This window comes from Deinococcus arboris (assembly GCF_009755355.1).
GTDB classification, from domain to species: domain Bacteria; phylum Deinococcota; class Deinococci; order Deinococcales; family Deinococcaceae; genus Deinococcus; species Deinococcus betulae.
Genome location: NZ_WQLB01000027.1, coordinates 1 through 25,140, shown reverse-complemented (window position 1 = coordinate 25,140; position 25,140 = coordinate 1). Strand labels below are relative to the sequence as shown.

The following is a 25,140-nucleotide window of genomic DNA, read 5'->3' as shown; positions in this document are numbered from 1 at the left end:
TGAAGAACAGCTGGGCAAACCCATAAGCCCGAGTGCAACGCGGCGCACCTATGTCTGGGTCTCACCGACCGAGCATGGGCCATGCGCCGCGTGTTCCCTCTCTTTCTCAGCCTTGTGATGGCCCAGGCCAGTGCCGCTCCCAGTGAGGCCACGCTGAGCGCCGTCCCCGTCACCCGTGTGGTTCAGCCGGGCGCCGTCGCCCCTGAGACCCCCAGCTCCCTCAACGCCAGCATCACGGTGCGCTACGGGCCAGTCCGGCCCCGCGCGGTGCTGCTACTAATGCCCGGCTTTCTGGGGGGAGCGGGCAGTTTTGACCGCCTGGCGCGGCAAATCGTGGCCCTGAATCCTGGGGTGGCGGTGTGGGCCGTGGACCGCCGCGCCAACCTGCTGGAAGACCACGCCGCCATTCTGAAGGCCACACCGGACGGGCTGGCGCAGCTGGTCAAGGAAGGCCTGCCTGTGCGCGCGCCCGACACCGTGGCCTATATGCAGCACTGGGGTCTGGACGTGACCCTGAAAGACTGGCGCGCCGCTGTGCAGGCCGCGCGGGCGCTGACCCCCAATGTGTTTCTGGGTGGGCACTCAATGGGGGGCACGCTGGCTGGCACCTACGCGGCCTACGACTTTGGCGGCGTGCCCGGCGCGCGGGATGTGCGCGGCCTGGTTATGCTCGACGGCCTGCCTGGTCTCATGAGCGGCAAGGCCATGACTGCCGACGCCTACCAGCAGGGCGGCGCCAACCCCATCGGGCCGCTGCCGGGTCTAAAGGGGCTGGCGCGCTCGCCATATGTGGACGCGGTGTTTTTTAGCCCGCGCCTGGCCAGCCGGGGCGCCGCGCAGGCCCGGCTGGCGGCCCTGAATCCGGCAGGCGCGGCGCCGGCCGGCGGCCTGACCCCCTACCGCGCCACCAACTTGGCCGCCGCCCTGAGCCAGTTAGAGCAGCGGTACGCCCTGCTGCCTTTCATGACCCTCAAGACTGGCAAGGCCACCAACGCCACCGAGGCCACCAACCTGCCAACCCTGGCCCTGGGCGGCCGGGACAGCCACTGGATTGCGGGGCCCCAGGACCCCCGGCAGCCCGTGGGCTGGCAGTCCGACCCGGCCGCGCCCACCGACGCCGCCGATTTTGTGCGCCGCTACATCACGCCGCAGACCGACTACGCCGAGTGGTATTTTCCCAACCGCCTGAGCCTGGACCTGGCCGCCGCCCGCACGGGCACGCGCGGGACTCCCTTTGAAAAGACGCTGCCGGTGTGGCATATGACGGCCCTGAATCTGCCGGTGCTGGGCATCGCCGCCGAGCAGGGGGTAACCACCGAAACCATGTTCCGGGACTACGCCCGCACCACCAAAGCGGTGCTGACCACCCACACGCTGGGAGGCGCCGCGCATCTGGACATCACCACAGCGCGGGGCGATCAGGTGGCACGCTGGATTGGCGCCTGGCTGGCGCCCCTGCTGCGCTGATCCTGCGCGGCTAATTGGGCCGCCTGTCGCAGCCAGCGTTCGCGCTGGGCCGGCGTGCTGGTCCGTATGGGTCCAAAGCGCGTGGTCCGCACGGGCCGGAATCCGCTGAAGCCCAGGGTGTGGGTCTTGACGCTGCGCACGGCGCTGTCCCCGGTCAGCTGGAGATACCAAGCCGGTGAGTCGCTGGTCACCAGCAGGCGGGCGCTGCGGCCCCGCAGCAACTGGTCCGGCAGGGCCCGGCCCCAGTACTGGAAGGCAAAACCCGGTAAGAAAGTTCGCTCTACAAAGCTCTTGAGCAGTGCTGGGGGCGCGCCCCACCAGACGGGGTAAACCACGCACAGGTGCGTACTGGCCTGCAAGAGGGCCTGCCCCCGGACCAAGTCTGGCTCCAGCGGCTGCGCGCCCTGATAGCCACGGCGCAGAACGGGGTCAAAGTGCAGGTCGGCCAGATGCAGAAGGTCTACCGGGCCAGCGCCACCAGCACCTTCGGCGTAGCTTTCCGCCAGGGCGCGGCAAAAACTCTCGGGGTTGGGGTGGGCGTTGATGACCAGAGTTGACATGAGGCCTCCAGGCCGCAGACACGGCCCTTGAAAAATCTTGACAGTGTCAAGTTTGAGTTGGTCTCAGCGTGCGGCATCATGTTGACAATGTCAAGTTCGCGTGAATCGGCCCGGCCCTATCATCACGGCCTCCTGCGCGACACCTTGCTGACAGCCGCCCGCGCCCTGCTGGAGGAGCGGCCGGCAGCCGAGCTGAGCCTGCGGGAGGTGGCCCGGCACGCCGGGGTCAGCCACGCCGCGCCGTATCACCACTTCAGCGACCGCCACGCCCTGCTGCTGGCGCTAGGCGAGACGTGCATGACCGAATTCGTGACGGTGCAGGCGCAGGCGGTCGCCGCACAGGGCACGCCCCTGCGGCAACTGGTCGCGCTGGGCGAAGCTTACGTGGGCTACGCCGCCCAGCACCCCCACGCCTTTACTCTCATCTTTGATCCCCAGGTGTGTCCCCCAGGCCCAGGTGTCTCGCCGCTGGCCCCGCTGATCGAGCGCAATCAGGCGCTGCTGGCCCGCATCCTGGCCGAAGCCCAGGCCGGTGGCGAGCTGTCGACGGCCCACCCCGAGGAGCTGGCGCAGGGTCTGTGGGGGGCCGTGCATGGGCTGGCCCATCTGGTCATGACAGGGCACCTGGCACCGCAGGCAGTTCCTTCAACGCTGTGGACACTGTTGAGCGCCGAACTTCGCACCTCTCCTGCTTAATCGGTTATAGCTTGACCACGGTGGGTTTGAGCACCGCTGGGTCCGGCAGAGGGCCGCCCACGGCGCCTGGCCTGTCCCGGCGTGGCCGGGCCGTCTTCTTGAGACGTTTCTGGCGGTACATACGCTCATCGGCCAGGCGCAGCAGCCCTTCTGGCCCCGCGCACTCGTGACCGCAGGCCAGGCCCACACTGGCTCCGACCCCAGGCACCCGGCGTCCTATCTGTTCGGTGGCGGCCACAAGCTCGGCGCGCAGCAGGGCGGCGTCGCCCGTCAGGCTCAAGACCACGTATTCGTCCCCGCCAATGCGGAACAGGCTGTGCGCCGCCGGTACGCATAGCAGCAGCGCCTGGGCGAACAGCCGCAGCACCTCGTCGCCGGCCCCGTGGCCCTGTTCATCGTTCACCAGTTTCAGGCCGTCCACGTCAATGATGGCCAGGGCCAGCCGACTGGCGTGGCTGGTCCACAGCGCCTGCAAGGTTTCTTCAAAGGCGCGCCGGTTGCCCAGACCCGTCAGGGCGTCGGCCCGCGCCGCCTGACCCAGTTGCGCCACCATCTGGTCGGTGCAGCCCAGCAGCCAGGCCAGGGTGCCGCCCACCAGCAGTGCGACCGCCACAAACCACGACAGGCCCAGCCAGCCAAATGGTGTGAGCGACAAGCCCACGCCGCCGACCAGAGTGCTGTACGCTACGAACAGGGCCACCCCGCGCGCCGGGAACCACAGGGCGCTGGTCGCTGCGGTCAGAATCAGCACGGCCCCGTACCCGGTCACCGAGTTCAGAAAGCTGGCCCCAAAGCCGGGCGAGCCGATAAACCACAGCAGCCACAGAGGCATGCCCAGCAGAAAGACGACGGTGCCCAGCCCTTGCCGGCGCCGGTTAAGGGTAGCGGCGAGGCCCAGCAGCGCCAGAAAAGTCAGCGCATGGGGGAGGTTGCTGTGGGTGCCTTCCAGTGCGCCCAGCAGTAGGGTCAGAACCGGCAGCGGAGCCAGGAGGACGTACAGGTGGCGCTGAAGATAGACGCGGGGAGAAAGAGACGGCAACACCATGAGGGCCTCGGGCGGGGCTGCGGCGGGGCGAACGCGGCAGGACGCTGGGAATGGGGGCCACAAACAGCGGGCTTCCGCTGCACTGCGGTCAGGAGAGCGCCACCAATACTTTCACTGCAAATGCTGTCTCTGGGTAGAGAGTCGTTTTACTCGTTTCAGCGCTTTGCGTGGGTATTCCTCAAAGGCTCTGAGGTGTGCCAAGAAAACTTACGGGAATGTCTGGTCCGGGAAAAATCGTCTTTTGTTGCTGACCCTAAGGGGTCAAAATTGGATCAGGGCATCATCTTGACGCCCTGACAGGTACAGGTGGCCGGGTTTGAACCGCCCAACCCGCTCGCGCGTCCGTTTTGAACAGGGTGGACGCCTCCCCTGGGGAGCGGTACAGGCAAGGTCAGTGGTTTATGCCTGTGCCCTTTTAGCGCCTCACCCCAGTGCGGGGCGAGGCCTGACCGCCCTTGCGGCCAGCGGCGCGCGCTTCTTCGCTGGTGAAGCGGTGGGCGTTGCCGCTTGCGTGGGCCGCGCGGCCTCCTGCGGCGGCAATGGTGCGCTGCCGGTCCGGGTCCATGCTTGCAAATCCGCGCCTTCTGGGGGTCGTGGCTGTGCTGTTCTTGTTGCCTGTCATGTCTCCTCCTTGTGCTTCCTACTGTGGCGTTCTGGAGCCAACTGGCCGTGATACACGCGTGATTAACAGGTGTCAGGAGCTGACAACCTTTCTTCACTTGGATGAAGAAGCGTTCAGAAAGGCAAGGAGACTGGCCGTTCCTGGAGATCCAGAGAGGCATAACGAGAGACCAGCATTCAGAGCCGCCTGGGATCATGCCCAGGTGGCTCTAGAGCGAGTGGATCTGTAGAGCTGCGCGTCTGCACCAAAACCGCTATTTGCCGCATTGACAGCGTCAGGCTTGGCTTTGGTGCGGTGTTCCTCTCAGGCTTCTAGAGGGACAGCGCCGCTAAACCATGGATGGAGCTACTGGATTTCACAACGAAGAACCCCCGCTTCTGGCGGGGGCCGAGGGGGTCAGTGGGCCTCGTCGTCGTCGTCTAGAACCTCACCGTTCAATTCGCGGTCAAGAAACTTCAGGTAACCCTGCCGCCCAGCCTCGCGGGTCCAGAGCCGGACGCTGGCCCGCAGCCGGTTCAGGCATTGGCGCAGGTCCTCGGCACCCGGACGGCCAGCCTCGCCCAGGTGGTCCAGCATCAGGGTCAGGTTGCGTAGCGCTGCGTCGTGGACCTCGGCGCGCAGGCCGTCGAGCTTGCCCGGCTTGAAAGGAAAGTTGGTGGCCTCGGCCCGGTAGCGCCGCGCCAGTTCCTCGTAGGCGCTGTCGACCTGGGCGTCGGTCAGGTCGGGGTGTTCGCCGTACACACCTAATACTGCCAGTTCCAGACTGCGCAGAACCGGCAAGAACCGCTCCTCGGGCAGGCTCACCGCAGTTTGCCTTGCAGGTGGGCGCTCAGGTCGGCAATCTTGACGCGCTCCTGGGCCAGGGTGTCGCGGTCGCGCACGGTCACGGTGTCGGTCAGGGCCGCGTCCTCACCTTTGCCCACCGTGTCAAAGTCCACAGTGACGCAGTAGGGCGTGCCGACCTCGTCGTGGCGGCGGTACGCCTTGCCGATATTGCCGCTGTCTTCCAGCAGGATGCGGCCCAGGCCCAGCCCCTGCAACTCGCTCTTGATACGGCGGGCCAGGTCCACCAGCTCGGGTTTGTTGCGGGCCAGCGGAATGACCGCCACCTTGATGGGCGCCAGGTGGGGTTTCAGCTTCAGCACGATGCGCTCGTTGCCGTTGTCCAGCGTCTCTTTGGTAAACGCCTCGCTCAGCACCGCCAGCAGGGCGCGGTCCACGCCGGCACTGGGCTCAATCACAAAGGGCACCACTGGCTTGTTCGTGTCTGGGTGAGGAATGGTCAATTTGGCGATGCTGTCGAGGTTCTCGTCCACTTTCGCCACCAGTCCCAGGTCAGCCTGGTTTTTGGTGTGTGAGCCGAGGTCGTAGTCGCTGCGGTTGGCAATGCCCTCAATTTCCTCGTGGCCCAGCGTGGGGTAGTCGTACATCAGGTCGTAGGTGCGCTTGGAGTAGTGCGCCAGGTCTTCTTTGGGCACGTCCAGAATCTCGATCTTGCTGCGCGGCACGCCCTGCGCTTCCCACCAGGCCAGGCGCTTGTCCAGCCAGTGCTGGTGCCACTCCTCATCCGTTCCCGGCGCGCAGAAAAACTCGATTTCCATTTGCTCCAGCTCGCGCACGCGGAAGATGAAGTTGCGCGGCGTGATCTCGTTGCGAAACGCCTTGCCGATCTGCGCGATACCAAAGGGCAGGCGGCGACTGGTCGAGTCCACGACGTTCTTGAAGTTGGTGAAGATGCCCTGGGCGGTTTCTGGGCGCAGGTAGCCGTAAGAATCGTCGTCAGCCACGGGTCCAATAGTCGTCTTGAACATCATGTTAAAGGGCTTGGGCTCGGTCCACTCGCCCACCTCGCCGGAGAAGGGGTCACGCACACCCGCCGCGCGCAGGGCTTCGCTGGCCTGCGCGGGGTTGGCATTCAGCGCCGCGATCACAGCCGGAAAGTTGCCCGCATCAGCACCAATGCCCTCGGCCACTTTCGCCACCACATCGGCTTTCTGGTCTTTCACCAGATGGTCCAGGCGGTAGCGCTTGTTGGTCTTCTTGTTGTCCACCATCGGGTCACTGAAGGTGGCTTCGTGGCCGCTGTGGCGCAGGACCTGCCGGTGCATGATGATGCTGGCGTCCAGGCCTTCCATATCGTCGCGCTCGTAGACATTAGAGCGCCACCACGCGGCCTTGATGTTGTTTTTCAGCTCGACGCCCAGGGGGCCGTAGTCGTAGAAGCCCTGCAGGCCGCCGTAAATCTCGGACCCCTGAAAAATAAAGCCCCGGCGCTTACACAAACTGACGAGTTCTTCCATGGATGTTGCGGGCATGTGCGGTCTCCTGTGAGCAACAGGAAAGTCCTCAGACGGCGGGCGCTTTCCTCGCTCGTCTGGGGACGCAGCTCAGGCCGCGCGGTTCCACCCCAGTTCCGGTCACCACTGTCTGTGGTCAGGCCGGCACTTTTGTGTTGTGGTGCTCCCCGCTGCCTTTCACGCGCGCCTCTCCCTGCCTGACTCTCACCGTCTCAGGCTCGCTCGTTGGGGGCCTTTCGCGTTACTCCTGCGGCTCAACGCTTCCCAAGTCTGCGGCAGCAGGGGGGAGGGGGTCAAGTCTGGGCACTGTAGGCGCTCTGGCCGAGGCGCACCTCCGCCACATGTGTGGCATGAGCGTGGCATGAACTCTGTTAACCTGCGCACGCTATGCAGAAAACAACCCTTCTGGCCGCTTCCCTTCTTGCCCTCAGCCTGAGCGCCTGCACGGCGATTCAGCGCGGCGAGCAATTTGATTTTCCTCTGGAACAGACTGATGCACTGAGCCCCGTCAAGGTGCAGCCAGGCCGGACGATGTTTGTGCAAGTGCCTTACAGCCGCAGCATCTTCGAGGATGACAACGAACTGGACACCTACTTTGACGGGATCGATCTCAATTTCAATTCGGTACGCGGTCCGAACGACAAAGTCCCCAACGCTTACCGCGATGCGTCCTGGCTGAAGCTGACCGCTGTTGACGCCCCCACAGGCATCAGCGTGGTCCTGATTAAAGCCGAAATCGGGCGAATCGTGAACAACACCAAAGTGGTGGGCGACTCGGTCAACGTCCGTTACAGCGAACAATTTCGCCTGACCTACAAGGTCAGTGTGGACGCCAGTTACACACCTGAATCACTCAGCCCGGAAGCCGCCAACTGGCTGCGCGACAGTGAAATGAGCCGTGAACTCAAAGAGATGCTGTCCGGCGACCTGGCCTATGTCCGTCTGTCCTTTATGGCAGACAAGAAGCCCCAGCGGGCCTACATCACGGTCGCAACCAGCGAGACAAAAGCCACCAAGTAACTCCTGCGCTTGGGGTGGGGCGGTCCGCACTGGCCGCCTCGCTTTTTTGATACCCCTTCCAGGCGGCGCCTCAAATTTCCCCAACCTCCCGTATTCTGTACGTTATGCCTGTTGCGGAATCACGTCCGGAAACCCACCCGGATTTTGAACTTGAAACTCAGCACCTCTCGCAGACTGTGGCCGCCATGCTGCGCCAGATTGAATTCTGGGAAGACCGCGACCGCCAGATGGGCGCCGACCTGGAAACCAGCATCATCCTGGGCGATCAGGCTGAGGAATTTGCCGCCATGCTCTCGCCGCATGTGCATCAGCCGTACTTTGGCAGCCTGAAGGTGCGGGTGGCTGGGCGCGAACAGACCCTGTATATCGGCAAACACGGCTTCCGTGACGTGAAGGGGCCCTATTCGGTGGTCAGCTGGGACAGCGAGGTCGGCAGCCTGTTTTACTCGCAGGCGCTGGGCTGGACGCCGCGGAGGGGCAGCGCTGGGGTCATCAAGCGGCGCCGGCAGCTGGACATTCACGCCAAGGCGCTGCTGCGCGTCACCGACCTGTATGACGACGAGCAGGGCGGGGACACGGGCGGACGCGAAGAAGTGCTGCTGCGCCGCTTGCAAGAAGGCAGCACGGCTGGCATGCGTGACGTGGTGGAAACCCTGCAGCCCGAGCAAAACGAGGCGATGCGCGCCCCAGCCGGTGTGCCCGTCATTATTCAGGGAGCGGCTGGCTCGGGCAAAACCACCATCGGCTTTCACCGCCTGGCCTGGATGACCAACGCAGACCGGGGCCCCCACCGCGCCCGCCCTGAGGCCTGCATGGTCCTGATGCCCAACCGGGTGCTGGCGACCTACGCCGCGCGCATCCTGCCTGAACTGGGCATTGAGCGCGTCGTCGTGACCACCCCCGAGGCCTGGGCCACCGGGCTGCTGGGCCTGGAAAAGCTAGAGGTCACCGACCGTACCCTGAGCCTGCTGCTGACCGACCGCGACAACACCCGCCGCGCCCTGGCGTGGCGAAAGGCCAAGTTGCTGGGCGACGCCCGCATGCTGGATGTGGTCCGCACCCACCTCTGGAACAGGTTCAATGCCGCCCTGCGGAGCCAGCGCCTGAGTGAAGTCGTGGAACTGCGGGGCCGTGAGCCTCAGCCGTTTACTCTGGAAGAGGCTGATCTGGCCGCCATGTTGCGCGACGTCTTTGCCGCCGACCCCCTGGAGGGCTACCGCACGGGCATGCGCCGCGCCATAGAGGCCGAGGCCCTGTCCCGCCTGCGCCCCACCGAGGCCGAGGAGGCCAGCGTGCTGCGCCAGCTGACTACGCCACTGACCAGCCTGCTGGGCCGCGTCTTTGCCTCGACCACGCCGATCACCGAGGCCCGGCGCCTGCTGGGCAGCCCCGAGTCGCTGGCGGCGAGTGGCCTGCTGACCGAGCGCGAGATGGCCCTGCTGAGCACCGACCCCCTGAGCGGCATTCCCACCCCGCGCCGCGCCCACGCTGACGTTACCGAACTGCCGCTGATGCTGGCGGTGCAGGCCTTCACGGGGGGGATTGGCCGCCTGGACGGGCGCACCTTGGAAGTCTTTGACCATGTGGTGCTGGACGAAGCGCAGGATTATTCGCCGCTGCTGTACGCGCTGCTGGGCCGCGCCACCCGCCCCGGCCACATCACGGCGCTAGGGGACCTGAACCAGGGCATGCACGGCTACAAGGGCCCCAGTTCCTGGGAAGCGGTGCAGGCGCAGTTGCCCGGCGCCGAGGTTCGGACGCTGGGCCGCACCTACCGCTCCACCCGCCAGATTACGGACCTGGGCGCGCGCATTGCCGCCACCTACAACCGTGCCGCAGCGGTGCAGGGCGTGGACCGCGACGGAGCCGAGGTGCAGCGGTACACGGCCCCGGCGGGCAGCCCGCACGGTGAACTGCCCCTGCTGGCCCAGGCCGTCAAGGAAGCGCAGCAGGCGGGGCACACGAACATTGCTATCGTCACGCGCCGGGGGGTGGACGCTGACCGCCTGGCCGAAGCCCTGCGCGAGTTCGATACCGACGCCCAGCCCATCACCACCCAGGAGCACCGCTTCCAGGGTGGCCTGGTCATCCTGCCGGTCAATCTGGCCAAGGGCCTGGAATTCAGCGCGGCTATCGTGGCCAGTGCCAACGCCGAGACCTACGACGAAAGCACCGAGTACGAACGCCGCCTGCTGTACGTCTCGGCCAGCCGCGCCCTGCACTGGCTGGCGCTGGTCAGCGTAGGCGACCTGCACCCGCTGGTGGCGTAAACGGAACAGGGCAGATGGGGCGCGGTGACAAGCTTTCCTCTACCTCTCACTCACCACCCTTCGCTCCCTGCGCGCCAGAGTGCCGCATGGACGACCAGAAAACACAGGGGGGTCTGCCCGCCGACGCCGGCAACGGTATGAGTGACCGCAGCGGGTACACCGATGATTCAGATACGGGCCTGACCGAAACCTCGGTGGGCGGCAGTCACATTACGGACATGCAGGATGAGGCCGATACGCACGTGCCAGACACCGGCACCACCTTTGGCACGTCCCCCGACGACGATACCCGGCAGTAAGTTCGGCGCTTTCTGGCCCCTGGCACCTTTGACGCCGGGGGCTTTCCCGTACACTGACGGGCTGATGACTGCCTCCGCCCGCCCCCCGCACACCCTGTCGGTCGCGCCCATGATGGACTGGACCGACCGGCACTGCCGGGTGTTTCACCGGACCCTGACCCGGCGCACGCTGCTGTATACCGAGATGGTCACGACGGGCGCCCTGCTGCACGGCGACCGCGAGCGGCACCTGGGCTTTTCGCCCACCGAGCATCCCGTGGCCCTGCAACTGGGCGGCAGCGACGCGGCCGCGCTGGCCGAGTGCGCCCGCACTGCGCAGGAGTGGGGCTACGACGAGGTGAACATGAACTGCGGCTGCCCCAGCGACCGGGTGCAGAATGGCTCGTTCGGTGCCTGCCTGATGGGCACGCCCGAGGTGGTGGCCCGCGCGGTGGAGGCCATGCGGGGCGCGACCAGCCTGCCGGTGACGGTCAAGCACCGCATTGGCATTGACGACCTGGACAGCTACGAGCATCTGACCCGCTTTGTACAGACCGTTGAGGCCGCAGGTTGCCAGACCTTTATGGTCCACGCGCGCAAGGCGTGGCTCTCGGGACTGTCCCCCAAGGAAAACCGCGAGATTCCCCCGCTGCGGTATGAGGTCGTGCAGCAGCTTAAGGCGGACTTTCCCCACCTCACGATCATCCTGAATGGCGGCGTTCTGAGTCTGGAGGCCGCGCAGGCGGCCCTGGGCTGGGCCGATGGCGTGATGATTGGCCGCGCGGCGTATCAGGACCCATACCTGCTGGCACTGGCCGATCAGTGGCTGTTTGAAGAAAAAACTCAACCTGTCACGCGCCGTGAGGCCATCGAAGCCTACTTGCCGTATGTCGCAGAGCAGCTCGAACAGGGCCAGCCGCTCCCCAGGATGATGAAGCACACCCTAGGGCTGTTCACCGGTCAGCCGGGGGCCCGACACTGGAAACGGACCCTCTCTGAACAGGGGTACAAGCCGGGCGCAGGGTTGGCTGTGGTGCGTGAAGCGCTGGCCGGGGTGCCCGATACCGTGCTGGACGCCCGGCCAGGGGTGGGGGAGAGGCAGACGGCATGATGGGGAGCCGCTGGGTGCGCCGCTCTGCCACTGGCCTGCGTATTGACTGACCGCGGACCTCAGCGTAGGTGAGAGGTATACTCCTCAACCACGCTGAGGCGAACACAGTGAGTGTCCGTCAGAGACAGCGGCGAAAGTGGAGGTGCGTTGATGGCCCCTCAATGGAACTGGCAGCCGCTGTCAGACCACTGGAAAGAGGTGGAGCTGGGGTGCTTGAGCGGCCCAGCCCACCTCTTCCTTTGTCCTCTCTGCTTACCCTTTGCGGGTAAAATCCACCTCGCCCGGCAGACGCTCCAGCCAAGCCACCAGAATGTCAATGCACGCCTGAACGTCGCGCTCGTCCACCATTTCGCTGGGCGAGTGCATGTAGCGGTTGGGAATGCTGACCACGGCTGTGGGCACCCCGGCGCGGGCCAAGGTCAGGGCGTCGGCGTCGGTTCCCGAAAAGCGTCCCGCCGCGCTGAGGGTAAAGGGAACGCCGGCCTCCTGCGCCGCTACAGTCATCTGGCGCAGCACCACCGGGCTGACCATCGGTCCCACAGTCAGGTTGGCCCCCGAGCCAAAGGGCGTCACGCCGTACTTCTTCTCGCTGACGCCCGGCTGCTTGGTTTCGTGGGTCACGTCCACGGCCACGCCCGCCACAGGGTCAAGTTTGTAGCCGCTGACCTGTGCGCCGAACACCCCAATCTCTTCCTGGCTGGTGCCGACGGCGACGACGCGGTAGGGCAGTTCCTTGTCTTTCAGCGCCCGCAGGGCCTCAAGCACGATAAACGCCCCCACCCGGTTGTCCAGCGCGCGGCCCACGACCTTGGTGCCGACCATCAGCGGCCCCTGCTCCAGCACGCCGTAGGTCCCCACGGGCACCTGCTCTTTCACCTCATTGGCGTCCAGGCCGACGTCAATCCACAGGTCCTCGATCTTGCTGGCCTTGGTGCGCTCCTCAGCCTCCATAACGTGAATGGCCTTTTTGCCCACCACGCCGATCAGGTCGCCGCCCGGCGCCAGCAGGCGGATGCGCTGACCCACCAGCACCTGCGGGTCCCAGCCACCCACAGGCAGCACGCTCAGGAAGCCCTCGTCCCCCACATGAGAGACGATCAGGCCAATCTCGTCCAGGTGGCCCATCAGGGCGATGGCCGGGCCATCTTCGGGACCAATCTCGGCGTAGGCGTTGCCGTAGTGGTCCTCAGCGGTGCGGGCAAAGGAGGCGGCTTCTTCCAGCCACACGTCGGCGGCGCGGCGCTCCAGGCCGCTGGGGGCGGCCACGTCCAGCAGCTGAAATAGAAACTCACGGTTGATTTGCGTCACGCCCGCAAGTGTAAGTGCACCGGGGCTGACATTGCGAGGTTCCGGCGCGGCGCTGGGAGGTCTATGGGCTTGCCGTCCTGCTTGAGCTTTTCGCGCTGCTCGGTGTGCTTGAAGGGCAGATGCGCCCTTTGGCTCTGCCTACCGCCTGGCCTCCCCCCATATGCTGAGGCCCATGACCCTGCCCGCTTCTCCCGATATCGCTGTTCAGGTCGAGGCCCAGCACCTGGCGGTCCACAGCACCCCTGAACGTCAGCTGTTCAGCTATGTCATCCGCATTGAAAATCGCAGCGACCAGACCTGGAAGCTGCTGTCGCGTCACTGGGACATCGTGGACGGACGGGGCCAGGCCACCAGCGTGGACGGCGACGGTGTGGTGGGCGAGCAGCCGGTGCTGCCGCCGGGCGGCGTGTTTGTCTACGATTCGTTCGTGACCCTGGAGGTCACGCCTGGGCACATGAGCGGCCATTACACCTTTCAGGGCGCCTGGGGCGAAACCGCGCAGGCCCCAATTCCCATTTTTCTGCTGGAAGTTCCTGGCACGCGCACCCTTCACTGAGAGAGAATTTGCCGCCGCCTCTTGCCATCAGAGCGGAATTGGAAAGGTGGGGAGCAAGGCGGTTTCCGAATGTGAAGGGGTTAGTTCTTCCGCAACTTGTCAACGAAAGGGACATGACCTGTCTGTGATTCAACTTAGGCAGAGCCTCATTCAGCCGACCTAAAACGCCTAGGCGCTGTTACGCCGTCACTTGTGCTGCACTAAAGCCGCTGGCTGACTGTTGGTCAATTGCTACTTTTGCACTTTCGAAAGATGAGAAAAGAAACTGCGTATCATCAAGCTATGTCTCATCGTCTCTGCCTTCTTCTGATTGACGACAACCCGGCAGACCTCCTTCTGGCGCAGGAAGCGTTTGCCGAGCATGAGGAGTGGGTGTCCGTGTCCACCTGCCGCGACGGCGAGTCGGCACTGAAGTACTTGCGCGACCCAGGCCGCACCCTGCCGGATGTGGTCATTCTGGATATCAACATGCCCCAGATGAACGGCTTTGAGGTGCTGCGGGCCATTCGGGCCGACACAGAACTGCGCCATCTACCCGTGGTGATGCTCACGACTTCGGACAGTTCGCAGGACATTGACCAAGCGTACGACCTGTTTGCCAGCTCCTATATGGTCAAGCGTGGCCAGTTTGCAGCCTTTGTCGAACAGGTGGACCAGTTCGTGCAGTTCTGGCGCGATTGCCGTTTCAAGCAGTCGCGCGTGCCCCGGCTGTCCTGAGCATGCCTTTCAGGAAACTATTGGCAAAGACGATTCATTCCGGCAGAGCGAGGAATAGTCAAGAGGGTGCTGAGGACCACGCTGGCGAGCCAGCTCTTCGAGAGTTGATCAAGGTGAGAACCAGATTCCTTCTCATCCCCTCAAGATTCAGGAAAATATAAAGGCACTTCACCGGCTGGGGCGGCAGGATAGGCGGTGCTGTGTCTCGCCCTCTGTCTGTTCTGCTGGTAGATGACGCGCCGGCTGATCTGTTGCTGGCGCAGGAAGTCTTTGATGACCACGCCCCCAGGGTGCAGTTAATCACCCAGTGCGGCGCTGAGGCCGCGTTGCTGGCGCTGCGTGACCCGGCGCAGCTGCTCCCGGATATGGTGCTGGTGGACCTCAACATGAACGGCATGAGCGGCCTGGATTTTCTGGCCGAACTGCGCGCCGACCCGGCTCTGGCCCATCTGCCTGTGGTGATGTTGTCAGGGTCAACCGCTCAGCATGACGTGGACCGCGCCTACGACCTGCACGCCACTGCCTTTCTGGTCAAAGCTCCCAACCTGTCCGAGTTCGTGACGCAGGTGGACCATCTGGTGCAGTTCTGGCTGGGCTGCCGGTTCCGCAGCCCACGGGTGCCCAGCCTGTCCTGAGCGCCGAAGTCAGGCCCATGAGTCAGAGATTGATCCACAGGCGTTCTGAGACGAGAGGGCCGCGCAGGAGGGAAATCCTCTTAACAGAGGTTGTGGACAATGGCTAACACTGCCCACAGTGAATGAAAAACAGCGCCGAGGGTGATCTCCCGGCGCTGTTTCAGATCAGCTGGTTCGTTCAGACCAGTGAAGAAGCGGTCTGCGGCGCCTGCTCACCGGCCAGGTGCAGCCAGGTGCCCAATACCGAGTCGGGATTCAGGCTGACTGAATCAATGCCCTGGTCCATCAGCCACGCCGCCAGGGCCGGGTGGTCGCTGGGCCCCTGGCCGCAGATGCCCACATATTTGCCCGCGCGCTTGGCGGCGGCAATCGCCTGGGCCATCAGGGCCAGCACCGCCTCGTTCTGCTCGTCAAAGAGGTCGGCCACCAGCCCCGAGTCGCGGTCCAGAGCCAGGGTCAGCTGCGTCAGGTCGTTGGACCCGATGGAGAAGCCGTCGAAGTGTTCCAGAAACTGGTCGGCCAGGATGGCGTTGCTGGGAATCTCGCACATCATGATGACCTTCAGATCGTTCTCGCCGCGCCGCAGGCCATTTCTGGCCAGAATCTCGATAATCTGCTGCGCCTCACCCACCGTCCGGACAAAGGGAATCATGACCTGCACGTTGTTCAGACCCATCTCGTCACGCACGGACCGGATGGCCTCGCACTCCAGGGCAAAGGCGGCGGCAAAGTCAGCGCTGCGGTAGCGGCTCGCACCCCGGAAGCCGATCATGGGGTTTTCCTCGGTGGGCTCATAGGCCGGGCCGCCGATCAGGTGCGCGTATTCATTGCTCTTGAAGTCCGAGAGACGCACGATCACGGGCTTGGGGGCAAAGGCGGCAGCAATCGTGGCCACGCCCTCGGCCAGCTTCTCGCGGAAGAAGTCACGCGGCGTGGCGTAGCCGGCCGTCTTCTCGTCAATCTGAGCCTTCACGTCGTCCGGCACATCTGGGTAATCCAGCAGCGCGCGGGGGTGAATGCCAATCACGTTGCTGCAAATGAATTCGACGCGCGCCAGGCCCACGCCCTCGTGGGGCAGCGCCGCAAAGGAGAAGGCACGGTCAGGCGACGCCACGTTCATCATGATCTTCAGGCCGACTTCAGGCATGTTGCCCAGCTCCACGCGGTTGATGCGGTAATCGAGTTGACCCTCGTACACGAAGCCGGTGTCACCCTCGGCGCACGACACCGTGACCGCCTGCCCACTCTGCAGTTCGCGGGTGGCGTTGCCGGTGCCCACGACCGCCGGAATGCCCAGCTCACGGGCAATGATGGCCGCGTGGCAGGTGCGCCCGCCCCGGTTGGTTACGATGGCGCTGGCGCGCTTCATCACCGGTTCCCAGTCGGGGTCGGTCATGTCGGCCACCAGCACGTCGCCGTCCTGCACCTGCTCCATCTGCGACACGTCGCGCACCACGCGCACGGTGCCGGCCCCGATACGGTTGCCCACCGCGCGGCCCTCGACCAGCACCGGGCCCTTGCCGGTCAGCTCGAAGCGCTCCATAACCTTACCTGCGCGGCTCTGCACGGTTTCGGGGCGGGCCTGAAGGATGTAAATCTGACCGTCCCGCCCGTCTTTGCCCCATTCGATGTCCATGGGTCGGCCGTAATGCTCTTCAATCGCCACGCATTGCCGTGCCAGTTCGGTCAGGTCCGCGTCGGAGAGGCTAAAGGCGCGCTGCTCGGCTTCGGGCACTTCTTCGGTCTGCACGCCGCCGCTGCCCTCGGCGTAGACCATTTTTTTCGCTTTGCTGCCCAGAGTGCGGCGCAGGATGGCCTTTTGCCCGGCCTTCAGTGCTGGTTTGTAGACAAAAAACTCGTCGGGGTTCACGGCGCCCTGCACCACCAGTTCGCCCAGGCCGTAGGCGCTGGTGACCAGCACAGCGTCACGGTAACCGCTCTCGGTGTCCAGGGTAAAAGCCACCCCGCTGGCCCCCAGGTCGGTGCGCACCATGCGCTGCACGCCGGCGGACAATGCTACATCCGCATGCGAGAAGCCATGGTGCACCCGGTAAGAGATGGCGCGGTCGTTGTACAGGCTGGCAAACACCAGCCGCACATGGCGCAGCACATTGTCAATGCCGCGCACGTTCAGGAAGGTCTCCTGCTGGCCGGCAAAGCTGGCTTCGGGCAGGTCCTCGGCGGTGGCGCTGGACCGGACGGCCACATCGGGGTCGGTGACGCCCGCCTCGGCGGTCATGGCGGCGTAGGCGGCGCGGACAGCGTCTTCCAACGCCGCCGGCAGCGGCGCGGCCTCGACCTGCGCGCGAATCTCGCGCCCCGCCTGGGCCAGCGCCACCACGTCATTCACGTCCAGGGCGCTGAGGCGTGAGTTGATGCTGTCTTCAATACCGTTGTCCTGGAGGAACTGCCGGAAGGCGTCAGCGGTGGTGGCAAAGCCGCCGGGCACCCGCACGCCAGCCCCCGCAAGGCCCTGAATCATCTCGCCAATCGAGGCGTTCTTGCCGCCGACCACCTCGACGTCGGTCATCCTTAGTGTTTGGAACGGGCGAATCATATCCATGAGATTTCTCCGGTCTACAAAGGATTTCGCCCAGTGGAACCAGGGGCGTTTGTGTACCTCTGCCAGCTTAGCCGACCGGCCAGGCCCGGCGCGCCACCAGGGGAGTGACAGCGTAGTCATGTCCGCGCTGAGCAGACGGCGGCGCGCCCCTGGCCTGGGCCGTGTCAGGCTGAGCGCCATGCCCGAGCCGCGCACCGTCATGATTGTCAGCGATCACACCGGCCTGACGGCCGAGAACATCGCCCGCGCGCTGCTGGCGCACTTTCCGGCCCAGCCGCTGCTGTACCTGCGCCGGCCCTTCACGGCAGATGTGGCGGCGGCGCAGGCGGTTCACCGCGAGGTCTGCGCGCTGGCTGACCGGGGCGAGCGGCCCCTGGTCTTTACCACAGTGACCCGCGCCGATGTGCTCGCCGAGTTGCAGACGTGCCCGGCCGAGGTCTTTGACCTGCTGGGGCCAGGGCTGGGGGTTCTGGAGCGCGAATTTGCGATGCCCGCCGTGCGCGAGGTGGGCCGTCACCACGACATGCACGACAGCGAGGCTTACCTGTCGCGGATGGACGCCCTGGACTTCGCCCTGGCCACGGACGACGGCGTGGGCGACCGGCAATACGGGCTGTCCGACGTGATTCTGGTGGGGGTATCGCGCGCGGGCAAGACGCCGACCAGCCTCTTTCTGGCGCTGCAACATGGCGTGCGGGCCAGCAACTACCCGCTGGCCGAGGACGACTTTGAACGCACCGGGTTGCCGCTGCCTCTGGAACCGTGGCGTGCCAAGTTGCACGGCCTGACCATAGACCCGCGCCGGCTGCACGCCATTCGCACCCAGCGCAAGGCCGGGAGCCGCTACGCCAGCCTGGAGCAGTGCGAGCATGAGGTCCGCCGGGCCGAGCGGCTGTTTCAGCGCGCTGGGATTCCGGTGCGGGACACCACCACCGCCAGCGTGGAAGAGATTGCTGCTGGCATCTTGAATACCCTGCGCCGCCGCTAAACCACAGCGGAGGAGCCAGGCACGTGGCCTGGCCCCCAGCGGCGAGAACAAGAAGACGAAGAAGACGAAAAGAAATTGATAGACGGTAGATTCTCGCCGCCAGCGTGGAGGGGTAAGGGAAAGCAGAGGTGCCTTAGGGCAAGCGGACAGCGACTGGACTTCCGCCCGTGATGCAGCAGTCGGCAGTCTGCAGGGCCGTGGTGGACGCTGTGGGCACCAGCAGGATGAAGGCAAGGGGCAAAGCGCGGCGAAGAAGGGTCTTCATGTGAGGAAACCTCCGGGTCTGTTGACCTGCGCGCAGTGTGCCGTAGAGGCGGTTAACCGCCAGACAATGTGGTGTAAGGCAGAAACCAGCCTGCTGGGAGGGCTAGTTCATCCGGGGCGTTCTTGGAAGCGACTCTGGGTTCAAGAGAGTTGCTTTTGACGAACCTGAAGTCTGAATGTCTGTTGAGCAAATTGCCTCGAAGTACCTGGCAGGCGGCTTCTGCGTTGTCACTCCGCTTCCCACAGCTCGTCTGATTTTCACCTGTAAGCCGTAATCTGCTGGCCTAAAAAGAGGCTGAGCGCAGTGCCCAGATAACATCGAGGGTCCCGGCAAGGCTTTCAGCTGGGTCTGTCGGTCGTCTGAGCTAAGCGCGATTCGGCGCGAAGTGGTTAACTCCTCATCCCCAGACAGTGCCTCACTGATCTGCAAAGGGTGTAGCTGTATGGATGGTTTCCGGCCCGCTTCGCCGCCTTTCTGAGGAGCCTCTGCCTATCCCAGTTCCTGGCGCAAGGCGCGGGCGTAGCCTTCGCGGGCGTGGCGTGCCAGGTAAGGCTGGCCCGCCTGTTCATAGGCCGCGGCGGCAGCCTGCCACGCCGATTCAAACAGGGGGTTGATCCGGGCGCCATGCAGGTAGGCGCGCGCCGCCTGCCCCGGTTTGGTGGCCTGGAGCTGTGCCCCCAGCGTCATGGCCAGCGACTGGGCCTGAGCTTCCAGGGTCTCGCGCTGCTGTGATACCCATTCGGTATCGGTGCCGGGCAGAAACGGGCCCGCGTAACGGTCCAGCGTGGCCAGCATCTGGTCGGCGCTCTGGGGCCGCTCCATAAGGGCCAGGGCGTCGCACTGCACGTTCAGGCGTTCGGACAGCCGGTACAGGCCCCCGACATGCGGCACCGGGTCGGCTCCGGCGGGCAGATGGGGGCGCAGGGCCGCGCGCAGGGCGTGCAGCGCCTGCTTGAAGTACGAACCGAGTTCACGGCGCGCCTCGCCGTTCCAGAGCGCAGTCATCAGGGTGTCGCGGCTGGCGGGGCCATGCAGCAGCAGGTAGGCGAGCAGTTCGCGCGCCTTGGTCAGGCGAATATGCAGCGGCTGACCATTCAGGGTCACGGCAAAGCCGCCCAGCGTCTGCACGTTGAGGGTGGGGCGTAGGTGCCGTGCCAGCCGCTCAGCCGACCGGCCCCCAATGCCGCGCTCGGCACAGGCGGCGTACAGCGGGGCCAGTCGGCCCGCGTCGATGGTCAGGGCCAGTTCGCCGCCCACATGTTCCAGGGCGCGCCGCAGGTCCGCGCTGGCGCTGTCCAGGTCCTCGCCCGCCGCCCAGCGGCCGTAGGCCAGAAAGGCCGAAGCGCGCAGGCGAAAGCCGTCCAGCAGCGCCACACCGGCCACGACCTGCTCAAAAGCCGCGCGCGCCGCCTCCAGCTGCCCCGCCTCGAAAGCCAGCAGGCCAGTGTAAAAAGCCCGCGTGACGTGGTCAAAATCCTGGGTGGGGTGCAGGGCCTCAATGCGCCGCTCGAAATCGGCCCAGTCCAGCCGCCCCAGCCGCCACAGGCACTCGGCGCTGAAGGCCCGCGCCGGCACGTCCAGCCGGTCGCTGGCGTGGCGCTGCTGCGCGGCGTGCACCTGCTCCAGGTGGCTTAGTGCCTGCTCGAACTGTTCGCCCAGCAGATGCATCTCGGCGCAGATCAGGTGCGCCACGCCCGCGCGCGGGTCGTCCAGGCGCGCCGTCATGGCGATCACCTCGGCTGTCATGGTCAGGGCCTCGTCGGCGCGGCCCCGGAAATACAGGCGGTAGGCCAGGTCCAGCCGCAGCGACAGGCCCTCGCTGCCAATGCCCAGCAGGTCAAAGAGGCGCAGGGCCTCGCGCGCCTGGCGGTCCTGCGCCGCAAAGTCGTCCAGCGCCGCGCTGACTCCCTGAGCAAAGTACAGCGCCCTGGCGCGTGAGCGCAGTTCCGAGGGCGGCACCTCGCGCAGCAGCGCCGCCATGATGGGCTGGGCGGCCCCGGCGCGGCCCAGTTCCACCAGTGCCCGGGCCTGCGAGCAGCGCAGCCACCAGCGGGTGAACTCGTCGGGCCGCGCCGCCAGACCCCGCTCGGCCTGCGCCAAGCGGGCCTGTGGGTCGCGGCGGGTGCCGGCCAGCAGGCTCAGGCCCAGGTAGATGCGCGCGTCGGGGGTGGGGTGACCCAGGGCGGTCAGCAGTTGCAGCTCGGCCCGGTCGGTCTGGCCGGTTTGCAGCAGCGCCAGCGCCCACTGGCCCTGCGTGTGTGGGGTGGGCCGGGCGCCACGCAGCCGCCGCTCGACCCGCTCGAAGTGGCCCTGACGCTCTAGCAGGTCGGTGCTGGGGGGGGCAGGCTCCGGCGCCGCTGGGGCCCGCCCCAGGTTGAGGCGCACGTACCACTCGCCCGCCCGGCTCAGGGTGATCTGGCCCCCACGGGCGCCGCCCTGGGTCTGCGCCGCCTGGGCCAGCAGATGCCGCTGGTAGTTGCCCAGCCGGGTGGGCAGCGTGACTCGGCCGCGCACGGTCCACAGGCTGACCTGGCCCGCCGGGGTTACGCGCAGGCTGCGGGCGTCCAGCCAGTACGACTGGGTTTTCAGGCCGCCGCGTGACCAGTGCCGCGCGCGCTCGACCTCGGCGGCCACGGCGCGGCGGGTGCCGTGGGGCAACGCTGCCGCGCCGTCCAGGGTGGCCGCCAGTGTGTCGGCCGGCACGCCGGGCTGCTGCCGGGCCAGCACCAGCAGGCGGTTGGCCACCTGACCCACCAGGGTCCGGGTGGCGGCCAGGGCCGCTTGGGTGTCGGGGTCAGTCAGCAGGGTCAGGCGCACAGCAAGAAATCCTTGACTTTCTAAGGGGGGCTTGGGACCAAGTTCTTCCTCTGCTTATCAGATTTTTGCCTCCGGGGATGTGGTCTGTCTCCCGGAGGTAGGAGGGGAGGGCCAGGCCGTGACAAAGGCAACACCCCCATCGCGCGACATCTGGGGGTGTTGCCTTCTGATTCAGGTCTGGGCTGAGGACCTTCCAGCCGCCTGCCCTGGTTTATACAGACTCCGATTGAATCGTTTGCCAAAACGATGAAATCCGAGCGGACTCGGAGAGCTGCGCAGCAGAGCGAGGAGGAGCAAAACGGGTTCCGGGCGTGGAGTTTGCAAATCGGTTCTGTTCCGATTTGTGGGCGTTACAGACGGAATCCGTATTACTTCTTGGGCTCGTCGGCCACCTGGCCCACCACGCCGGGGGCCACCCAGGCCATGTTGTTCAGCTCGGCGACCGTCGCCACCTTGCCAGCCGCCACGCGCAGGATGCCGTTGCGGTCTTTCAGGGGGCCTGTGAAGGGGTCGAACTTGCCGCCCTTCTGCATCTCGGCGCTCAGCTGCGTCACGCGGTCATAGACGCTGACCTTCTTGCCATTGACCGTGACACTCTTGGCCTTCAGGGCGCCCACCCACTTGGGGTTAATCGCCATGCCGTCCTGCGCGCCCAGTTCGACGCTGCCGCCGCGCAACAAGTTCCAGTAGTCCACGTTTTGCAGGTTTTTGGCCGTGTAGGTGCCGGCGCGCACCTTACTCAGAAAGTCAATGTAAATCTTGTCCCAGTGCACCAGCTGCCCGCTGACCACGTAGTCGGGCGCGAATTTGTACATGGGCGAGTAGTGGGCAAAGCTGGGAATCTTGCGGCTGGCCGCCGTTTGCACCACTGTGGCGGTGTCCTCGGTAAAGGCCAGGGCGCCGGCCCCCTCGCTGATAAGGGCCTCGGCGGCCTCGCGGGCCTTGTTGGGGTCAAACCAGGCGTTGATCCACTTGACGCTGACCGTGGCCTTGGGGTTGACGGCGCGGGCGCCCAGAGCAAAGGCGCTGATGTGGCGCTTGAGTTCAGGCACTGGAAAGGCCGCCACGTAACCCAGTTTGTCGCTCTTGCTGACTGCGGCGGCCATCATGCCGTTCAGGTAGTACAGCTGATAAAAGTCGGCCATGTAGGTCGCCATGTTGGGCGCGCGCTTGAAGCCGCTGGCGTGAGCGAAAATCACGTTGGGGTACTTCTTGGCGGCTTCCAGGGTCTGGTCCATGAAGCCGAACGAGGTGGTAAAGATCACCTTGCAGCTGTCTTTGACCAGACGGTCAATCACGGGCGCCGCTTGGCCCTCGGGCACGCTCTCCACGTATTTGGTGTCCAGCCAGGGCAGGGCATTCATGGCCTTTTTGCGCGCTTCGTCGTGGGCGTAACTCCAGCCGATGTCGCCCACCGGCCCCACGTAGATAAAGCAGGCCTTCAGTTTGGCCCCCTGCTGGGCCTGGGCGGCGGGCACGGCCGCTGTGAACAGCAGGGCCAGAGACAGGGGCGCGGCGGCGAGCAGCAATTTTTTCATGGTGAGACCTCCGGAGATGCTGGGGCCCCCTCGGCCCCCTGGACCTTTATTGTGCCTTTAGTTGTGGCCGGGTGCCTGCCCCTGTCTGGTGCCCCGGCTGACAGTAGGGGTCAACCAATTGGTGCCAAGCTGCGTATACCTGAAAAGAGGAGGGCCTCATGACTGACCCGCAGACCCCTGACGACGCCCAACCACAGGATCAGCAGCGCCGGATCCTGACGCCGGGCAGCGACCTGAACCCGCGCCGCGAGTTTCTGCGCAGCGCCGCCCTGTTTACCGTGACCGCAGGCGCGCTGGGCGGCGGCCTGGAACTGCTGACCCGCCGCCCCGGTGCCGGCAGCGCCGAGGCCCAGAGTGCCGACCCCTTTGCCCGCCCGGCCCGCCCGCTGGGCCCCTACGACACCAAAGAAGCGGTCACGCCCTATGGGCAGGCGACGACCTACAACAACTTTTACGAACTGGGGCTGGATAAGGCCGACCCGGCGCGGCTGGCGGCGAGCTTAAAGCCCCGGCCCTGGACCGTGCGCCTGGACGGCGAGGTCCGCAAGCCCCAGACCGTCGATATAGACACGCTGCAGTCGTGGTTTCCCCTGGAAAACCGCATCTACCGCATGCGCTGTGTCGAGGGCTGGAGCATGGTCATGCCCTGGCTGGGGTTTCCCCTGGCCGCCCTGATCCGGCGCATGGAGCCGACCAGCAAGGCCAAGTACGTGCAGTTCACGGCGCTGCTGGACCCTAAGCAGTTGCCCGGCCAGCGGCAGGCGGTGCTGAAGTGGCCGTATGTGGAGGGCCTGCGGCTGGATGAGGCGCTGCATCCCCTCGCCTTCATGGCGGTGGGCCTGCACGGGCGCGTCTTGCCGGGCCAGAACGGCGCGCCGCTGCGCCTGGCGGTGCCCTGGAAGTACGGCTTTAAGGGCATCAAGAGCATCGTCCGCATTACCCTGACCTCAACGCAGCCGCAGACCACCTGGGCGTTGGCTGCCCCCAGCGAATACGGCTTTTACGCCAACGTTAACCCGGCCGTGCCGCACCCCCGCTGGAGCCAGGCCACCGAGCGGCGTATCGGGGAACTGGGCCGGCGCAAGACCCTGCCCTTTAACGGCTATGCCGATCAGGTGGCCAGCCTGTACAAGGGCATGGACCTGAGGAAGTATTTCTGAGCGCACGGCCTGGCCGGCGTTCCCTGAGCTGGCTGGTGCCGGCGGTGACGGCGGGGGGCCTGCTGCCTGCGGCGGTGCTGGTGGCCGACGCCCTGAGCGGTGCGCTGGGCGCCAACCCGATTCAGCGGGCCACCTTCCAAACGGGGCTCCTGGCCCTGACCCTGCTGGTGCTGTCTCTGGCCTGCACGCCGCTTCGCCTGCTGACCGGCTGGACGTGGCCCGCTCGGCTTCGCAAGCCCCTGGGCCTGCTGGCGTTTGGGTACGCCGCGCTGCACTTCCTGATTTACCTGTTTGACCACGGCTTTAGCCTGACCCTGATGACCGAGGACGTGCTGGAGCGGCCCTTTGTCACGGCGGGCTTTACGGCCCTGCTGCTGCTGGTCCCCCTGGCCCTGACCAGCACCCCGCGCGCGGTGCGGCGGCTGGGCTTCGCCCGCTGGACCCGGCTGCACCAGCTGGCGTATGTCTCGGTCAGTCTGGCGGGCCTGCACTATTACTGGGGTGTGAAAAAAGACCACACACCGCCGCTGATTTACGCGGGGGTCATTGCGGCGCTGTTTCTGGTGCGCCTGCTGCGGCGTCCGGCGGCCACCCGGCCACGGAGGGTCCGGGCCGAACCTGCGCCGCGCGCTCCACGCTGACCCGCTAGCCTGAGGCCCAGATGTTGCTCTATCCCATGCTGCTGACCGCTGTCCTGACGCCGCCCGCCCTGCTGGTGCAGGTGGCGATGGTGCCTGGACTGGCCCTGAGTGCGCAGGCACCTTCTACCGTGACGGTCACCGCTGCCGGCAAGAGTCAGGTGCTGGCGCTGTCTGGCCCCCCTGACCCAGCCCACCCAGAAGCGCTGGCCCGTGTGCGTGACTTGCCCGTCAGCTTGCCGTCTGCTCATACTGGCCCCGTGACGGTCAGCGTGAAGCTGTTTCTCTGCGACAAGGCGCGTGGCCTGTGCACCGTGCAGGAGCAGAGCCGCCGGGTGATGCTGACGCCTGGCCGTCCTGTGACGATGACCTTTACCCCCAGGTCAGCGCGCCAGAGGTAAGGCAGAGGCTAGAGCCCTCAGCGGCTTGGCGGTAGACCACTCGTGGATGGGTGGATGTGTTGGCCTGCGCCGCAGAGTAGGGCGCTTTCTCACCAGTTGACTCGCCGAGCAAAGAAAAGACAATAGCCCTGAAGTTGGGCAAGCCTGGCAAAGTTGGACGGGTTCTTCCCTCAGGAAAGGCCTGTCTC

Annotated in this window: 23 protein-coding genes; 13 read left to right on the top strand and 10 right to left on the bottom strand. The window is 65.6% G+C overall.

The annotated features are described in order from the left end of the window. Positions 1-81: 81 nt before the first annotated feature. Positions 82-1,467, top strand: coding sequence for an alpha/beta fold hydrolase domain-containing protein (locus GO986_RS16635; RefSeq protein ID WP_157460428.1), 1,386 nt, complete (start codon positions 82-84; stop codon positions 1,465-1,467). Here the strand turns inward: GO986_RS16635 and GO986_RS16630 are convergent. Then, positions 1,419-2,027, bottom strand: coding sequence for an NAD(P)H-dependent oxidoreductase (locus GO986_RS16630; protein WP_157460427.1), 609 nt, complete (start codon positions 2,025-2,027; stop codon positions 1,419-1,421). The genes GO986_RS16635 and GO986_RS16630 overlap by 49 nt on opposite strands. An 87-nt stretch (positions 2,028-2,114) precedes the next feature. On the opposite strand from GO986_RS16630, the gene GO986_RS16625 reads away from it, so the two are divergent. Beyond that, positions 2,115-2,723 (top strand): TetR/AcrR family transcriptional regulator, encoded by a 609-nt coding sequence (locus GO986_RS16625; protein ID WP_157460426.1) that lies wholly within the window; start codon positions 2,115-2,117, stop codon positions 2,721-2,723. Between the two features lie 4 nt (positions 2,724-2,727). On the opposite strand, the gene GO986_RS16620 is transcribed toward GO986_RS16625, so the two are convergent. The 4 genes from GO986_RS16620 to GO986_RS16605 all read right to left on the bottom strand — a co-directional run bounded on the left by GO986_RS16620 (position 2,728) and on the right by GO986_RS16605 (position 6,705). Then, entirely contained in the window at positions 2,728-3,768 is a 1,041-nt protein-coding gene (locus tag GO986_RS16620; protein ID WP_157460425.1) for a GGDEF domain-containing protein, read from the bottom strand. A 415-nt stretch (positions 3,769-4,183) separates the two neighbouring features. Next, positions 4,184-4,390, bottom strand: coding sequence for a KGG domain-containing protein (locus tag GO986_RS16615; RefSeq protein ID WP_157460424.1), 207 nt, complete (start codon positions 4,388-4,390; stop codon positions 4,184-4,186). A gap of 396 nt (positions 4,391-4,786) precedes the next feature. Beyond that, positions 4,787-5,170, bottom strand: coding sequence for a hypothetical protein (locus GO986_RS16610; protein WP_232337853.1), 384 nt, complete (start codon positions 5,168-5,170; stop codon positions 4,787-4,789). 20 nt (positions 5,171-5,190) lie between these two features. After that, positions 5,191-6,705 carry a glycine--tRNA ligase gene (locus GO986_RS16605; RefSeq protein WP_157460423.1) on the bottom strand — a complete coding sequence of 505 codons (1,515 nt, stop codon included), beginning with the start codon at positions 6,703-6,705 and terminating at the stop codon, positions 5,191-5,193. Between the two features lie 369 nt (positions 6,706-7,074). Here GO986_RS16605 and GO986_RS16600 point away from each other — a divergent pair, with 369 nt between their 5' ends. The 4 genes from GO986_RS16600 (at position 7,075) to dusA (ending at position 11,366) form a co-directional block, all read left to right on the top strand. Next, positions 7,075-7,707, top strand: a complete 633-nt coding sequence (locus tag GO986_RS16600) for a hypothetical protein (protein WP_157460422.1) — start codon at positions 7,075-7,077, stop codon at positions 7,705-7,707. A 104-nt stretch (positions 7,708-7,811) separates the two neighbouring features. After that, on the top strand, positions 7,812-9,977 hold the full coding sequence (locus tag GO986_RS16595) for a HelD family protein (protein WP_369409428.1): 2,166 nt from the start codon (positions 7,812-7,814) through the stop codon (positions 9,975-9,977). A gap of 86 nt (positions 9,978-10,063) precedes the next feature. Further along, complete coding sequence (locus tag GO986_RS16590) at positions 10,064-10,276, top strand: hypothetical protein (RefSeq protein WP_157460421.1); 213 nt, start codon at positions 10,064-10,066, stop codon at positions 10,274-10,276. A 64-nt stretch (positions 10,277-10,340) separates the two neighbouring features. Further along, a complete protein-coding gene (gene dusA, locus GO986_RS16585) occupies positions 10,341-11,366 on the top strand; it encodes a tRNA dihydrouridine(20/20a) synthase DusA (protein WP_157460420.1) in 1,026 nt (341 codons plus the stop codon). Between the two features lie 252 nt (positions 11,367-11,618). Here dusA and GO986_RS16580 read toward each other — a convergent pair whose 3' ends face one another. Continuing rightward, complete coding sequence (locus tag GO986_RS16580) at positions 11,619-12,674, bottom strand: M20/M25/M40 family metallo-hydrolase (RefSeq protein WP_369409427.1); 1,056 nt, start codon at positions 12,672-12,674, stop codon at positions 11,619-11,621. 172 nt (positions 12,675-12,846) lie between these two features. Between GO986_RS16580 and apaG the strand changes: the two genes are divergently transcribed. The 3 genes from apaG (at position 12,847) to GO986_RS16565 (ending at position 14,582) form a co-directional block, all read left to right on the top strand. Then, on the top strand, positions 12,847-13,230 hold the full coding sequence (apaG, locus tag GO986_RS16575; protein ID WP_157460419.1) for a Co2+/Mg2+ efflux facilitator ApaG/CorD: 384 nt from the start codon (positions 12,847-12,849) through the stop codon (positions 13,228-13,230). Between the two features lie 282 nt (positions 13,231-13,512). Then, positions 13,513-13,947, top strand: coding sequence for a response regulator (locus GO986_RS16570; protein WP_157460418.1), 435 nt, complete (start codon positions 13,513-13,515; stop codon positions 13,945-13,947). Between the two features lie 200 nt (positions 13,948-14,147). Further along, positions 14,148-14,582, top strand: a complete 435-nt coding sequence (locus tag GO986_RS16565) for a response regulator (protein WP_369409426.1) — start codon at positions 14,148-14,150, stop codon at positions 14,580-14,582. A gap of 178 nt (positions 14,583-14,760) precedes the next feature. Here the strand turns inward: GO986_RS16565 and ppsA are convergent, their stop codons facing one another. Next, positions 14,761-17,145, bottom strand: coding sequence for a phosphoenolpyruvate synthase (gene ppsA, locus GO986_RS16560; protein ID WP_157460417.1), 2,385 nt, complete (start codon positions 17,143-17,145; stop codon positions 14,761-14,763). A gap of 178 nt (positions 17,146-17,323) precedes the next feature. On the opposite strand from ppsA, the gene GO986_RS16555 reads away from it, so the two are divergent. After that, complete coding sequence (locus tag GO986_RS16555; RefSeq protein ID WP_157460416.1) at positions 17,324-18,133, top strand: pyruvate, water dikinase regulatory protein; 810 nt, start codon at positions 17,324-17,326, stop codon at positions 18,131-18,133. A 133-nt stretch (positions 18,134-18,266) separates the two neighbouring features. On the opposite strand, the gene GO986_RS23255 is transcribed toward GO986_RS16555, so the two are convergent. The 3 genes from GO986_RS23255 to GO986_RS16545 all read right to left on the bottom strand — a co-directional run bounded on the left by GO986_RS23255 (position 18,267) and on the right by GO986_RS16545 (position 22,753). Beyond that, positions 18,267-18,398: a hypothetical protein gene (locus GO986_RS23255; protein ID WP_255449392.1), complete on the bottom strand. Its 132-nt coding sequence runs from the start codon at positions 18,396-18,398 to the stop codon at positions 18,267-18,269. Between the two features lie 489 nt (positions 18,399-18,887). Next, positions 18,888-21,215: an AfsR/SARP family transcriptional regulator gene (locus GO986_RS16550; protein WP_157460415.1), complete on the bottom strand. Its 2,328-nt coding sequence runs from the start codon at positions 21,213-21,215 to the stop codon at positions 18,888-18,890. 368 nt (positions 21,216-21,583) lie between these two features. After that, positions 21,584-22,753 (bottom strand): BMP family ABC transporter substrate-binding protein, encoded by a 1,170-nt coding sequence (locus tag GO986_RS16545; protein ID WP_157460414.1) that lies wholly within the window; start codon positions 22,751-22,753, stop codon positions 21,584-21,586. Between the two features lie 158 nt (positions 22,754-22,911). On the opposite strand from GO986_RS16545, the gene msrP reads away from it, so the two are divergent. Genes msrP through GO986_RS16530 form a run of 3 tightly spaced genes read left to right on the top strand, consistent with a single transcriptional unit; the run spans position 22,912 to position 24,952 of the window. Next, on the top strand, positions 22,912-23,913 hold the full coding sequence (gene msrP / locus GO986_RS16540; protein ID WP_157460413.1) for a protein-methionine-sulfoxide reductase catalytic subunit MsrP: 1,002 nt from the start codon (positions 22,912-22,914) through the stop codon (positions 23,911-23,913). Next, positions 23,910-24,554 (top strand): protein-methionine-sulfoxide reductase heme-binding subunit MsrQ, encoded by a 645-nt coding sequence (msrQ, locus tag GO986_RS16535; RefSeq protein WP_500778871.1) that lies wholly within the window; start codon positions 23,910-23,912, stop codon positions 24,552-24,554. The genes msrP and msrQ overlap by 4 nt, the downstream gene beginning before the upstream one ends. 20 nt (positions 24,555-24,574) lie before the next feature. Beyond that, on the top strand, positions 24,575-24,952 hold the full coding sequence (locus GO986_RS16530; protein WP_157460412.1) for a hypothetical protein: 378 nt from the start codon (positions 24,575-24,577) through the stop codon (positions 24,950-24,952). Positions 24,953-25,140: the final 188 nt, after the last annotated feature.

Bases quoted from the DNA above. Each gene is read 5' to 3' on its own strand.
- GO986_RS16635 (WP_157460428.1), top strand. From the start codon at position 82: ATGCGCCGCGTGTTCCCTCTCTTTCTCAGCCTTGTGATGGCCCAGGCC.
- GO986_RS16630 (WP_157460427.1), bottom strand. From the start codon at position 2,027: ATGTCAACTCTGGTCATCAACGCCCACCCCAACCCCGAGAGTTTTTGC.
- GO986_RS16625 (WP_157460426.1), top strand. From the start codon at position 2,115: ATGTCAAGTTCGCGTGAATCGGCCCGGCCCTATCATCACGGCCTCCTG.
- GO986_RS16620 (WP_157460425.1), bottom strand. From the start codon at position 3,768: ATGGTGTTGCCGTCTCTTTCTCCCCGCGTCTATCTTCAGCGCCACCTG.
- GO986_RS16615 (WP_157460424.1), bottom strand. From the start codon at position 4,390: ATGACAGGCAACAAGAACAGCACAGCCACGACCCCCAGAAGGCGCGGA.
- GO986_RS16605 (WP_157460423.1), bottom strand. From the start codon at position 6,705: ATGCCCGCAACATCCATGGAAGAACTCGTCAGTTTGTGTAAGCGCCGG.
- GO986_RS16600 (WP_157460422.1), top strand. From the start codon at position 7,075: ATGCAGAAAACAACCCTTCTGGCCGCTTCCCTTCTTGCCCTCAGCCTG.
- GO986_RS16595 (WP_369409428.1), top strand. From the start codon at position 7,812: ATGCCTGTTGCGGAATCACGTCCGGAAACCCACCCGGATTTTGAACTT.
- GO986_RS16590 (WP_157460421.1), top strand. From the start codon at position 10,064: ATGGACGACCAGAAAACACAGGGGGGTCTGCCCGCCGACGCCGGCAAC.
- dusA (WP_157460420.1), top strand. From the start codon at position 10,341: ATGACTGCCTCCGCCCGCCCCCCGCACACCCTGTCGGTCGCGCCCATG.
- apaG (WP_157460419.1), top strand. From the start codon at position 12,847: ATGACCCTGCCCGCTTCTCCCGATATCGCTGTTCAGGTCGAGGCCCAG.
- GO986_RS16570 (WP_157460418.1), top strand. From the start codon at position 13,513: ATGTCTCATCGTCTCTGCCTTCTTCTGATTGACGACAACCCGGCAGAC.
- ppsA (WP_157460417.1), bottom strand. From the start codon at position 17,145: ATGGATATGATTCGCCCGTTCCAAACACTAAGGATGACCGACGTCGAG.
- GO986_RS16555 (WP_157460416.1), top strand. From the start codon at position 17,324: ATGCCCGAGCCGCGCACCGTCATGATTGTCAGCGATCACACCGGCCTG.
- GO986_RS23255 (WP_255449392.1), bottom strand. From the start codon at position 18,398: ATGAAGACCCTTCTTCGCCGCGCTTTGCCCCTTGCCTTCATCCTGCTG.
- GO986_RS16545 (WP_157460414.1), bottom strand. From the start codon at position 22,753: ATGAAAAAATTGCTGCTCGCCGCCGCGCCCCTGTCTCTGGCCCTGCTG.
- msrP (WP_157460413.1), top strand. From the start codon at position 22,912: ATGACTGACCCGCAGACCCCTGACGACGCCCAACCACAGGATCAGCAG.
- GO986_RS16530 (WP_157460412.1), top strand. From the start codon at position 24,575: ATGTTGCTCTATCCCATGCTGCTGACCGCTGTCCTGACGCCGCCCGCC.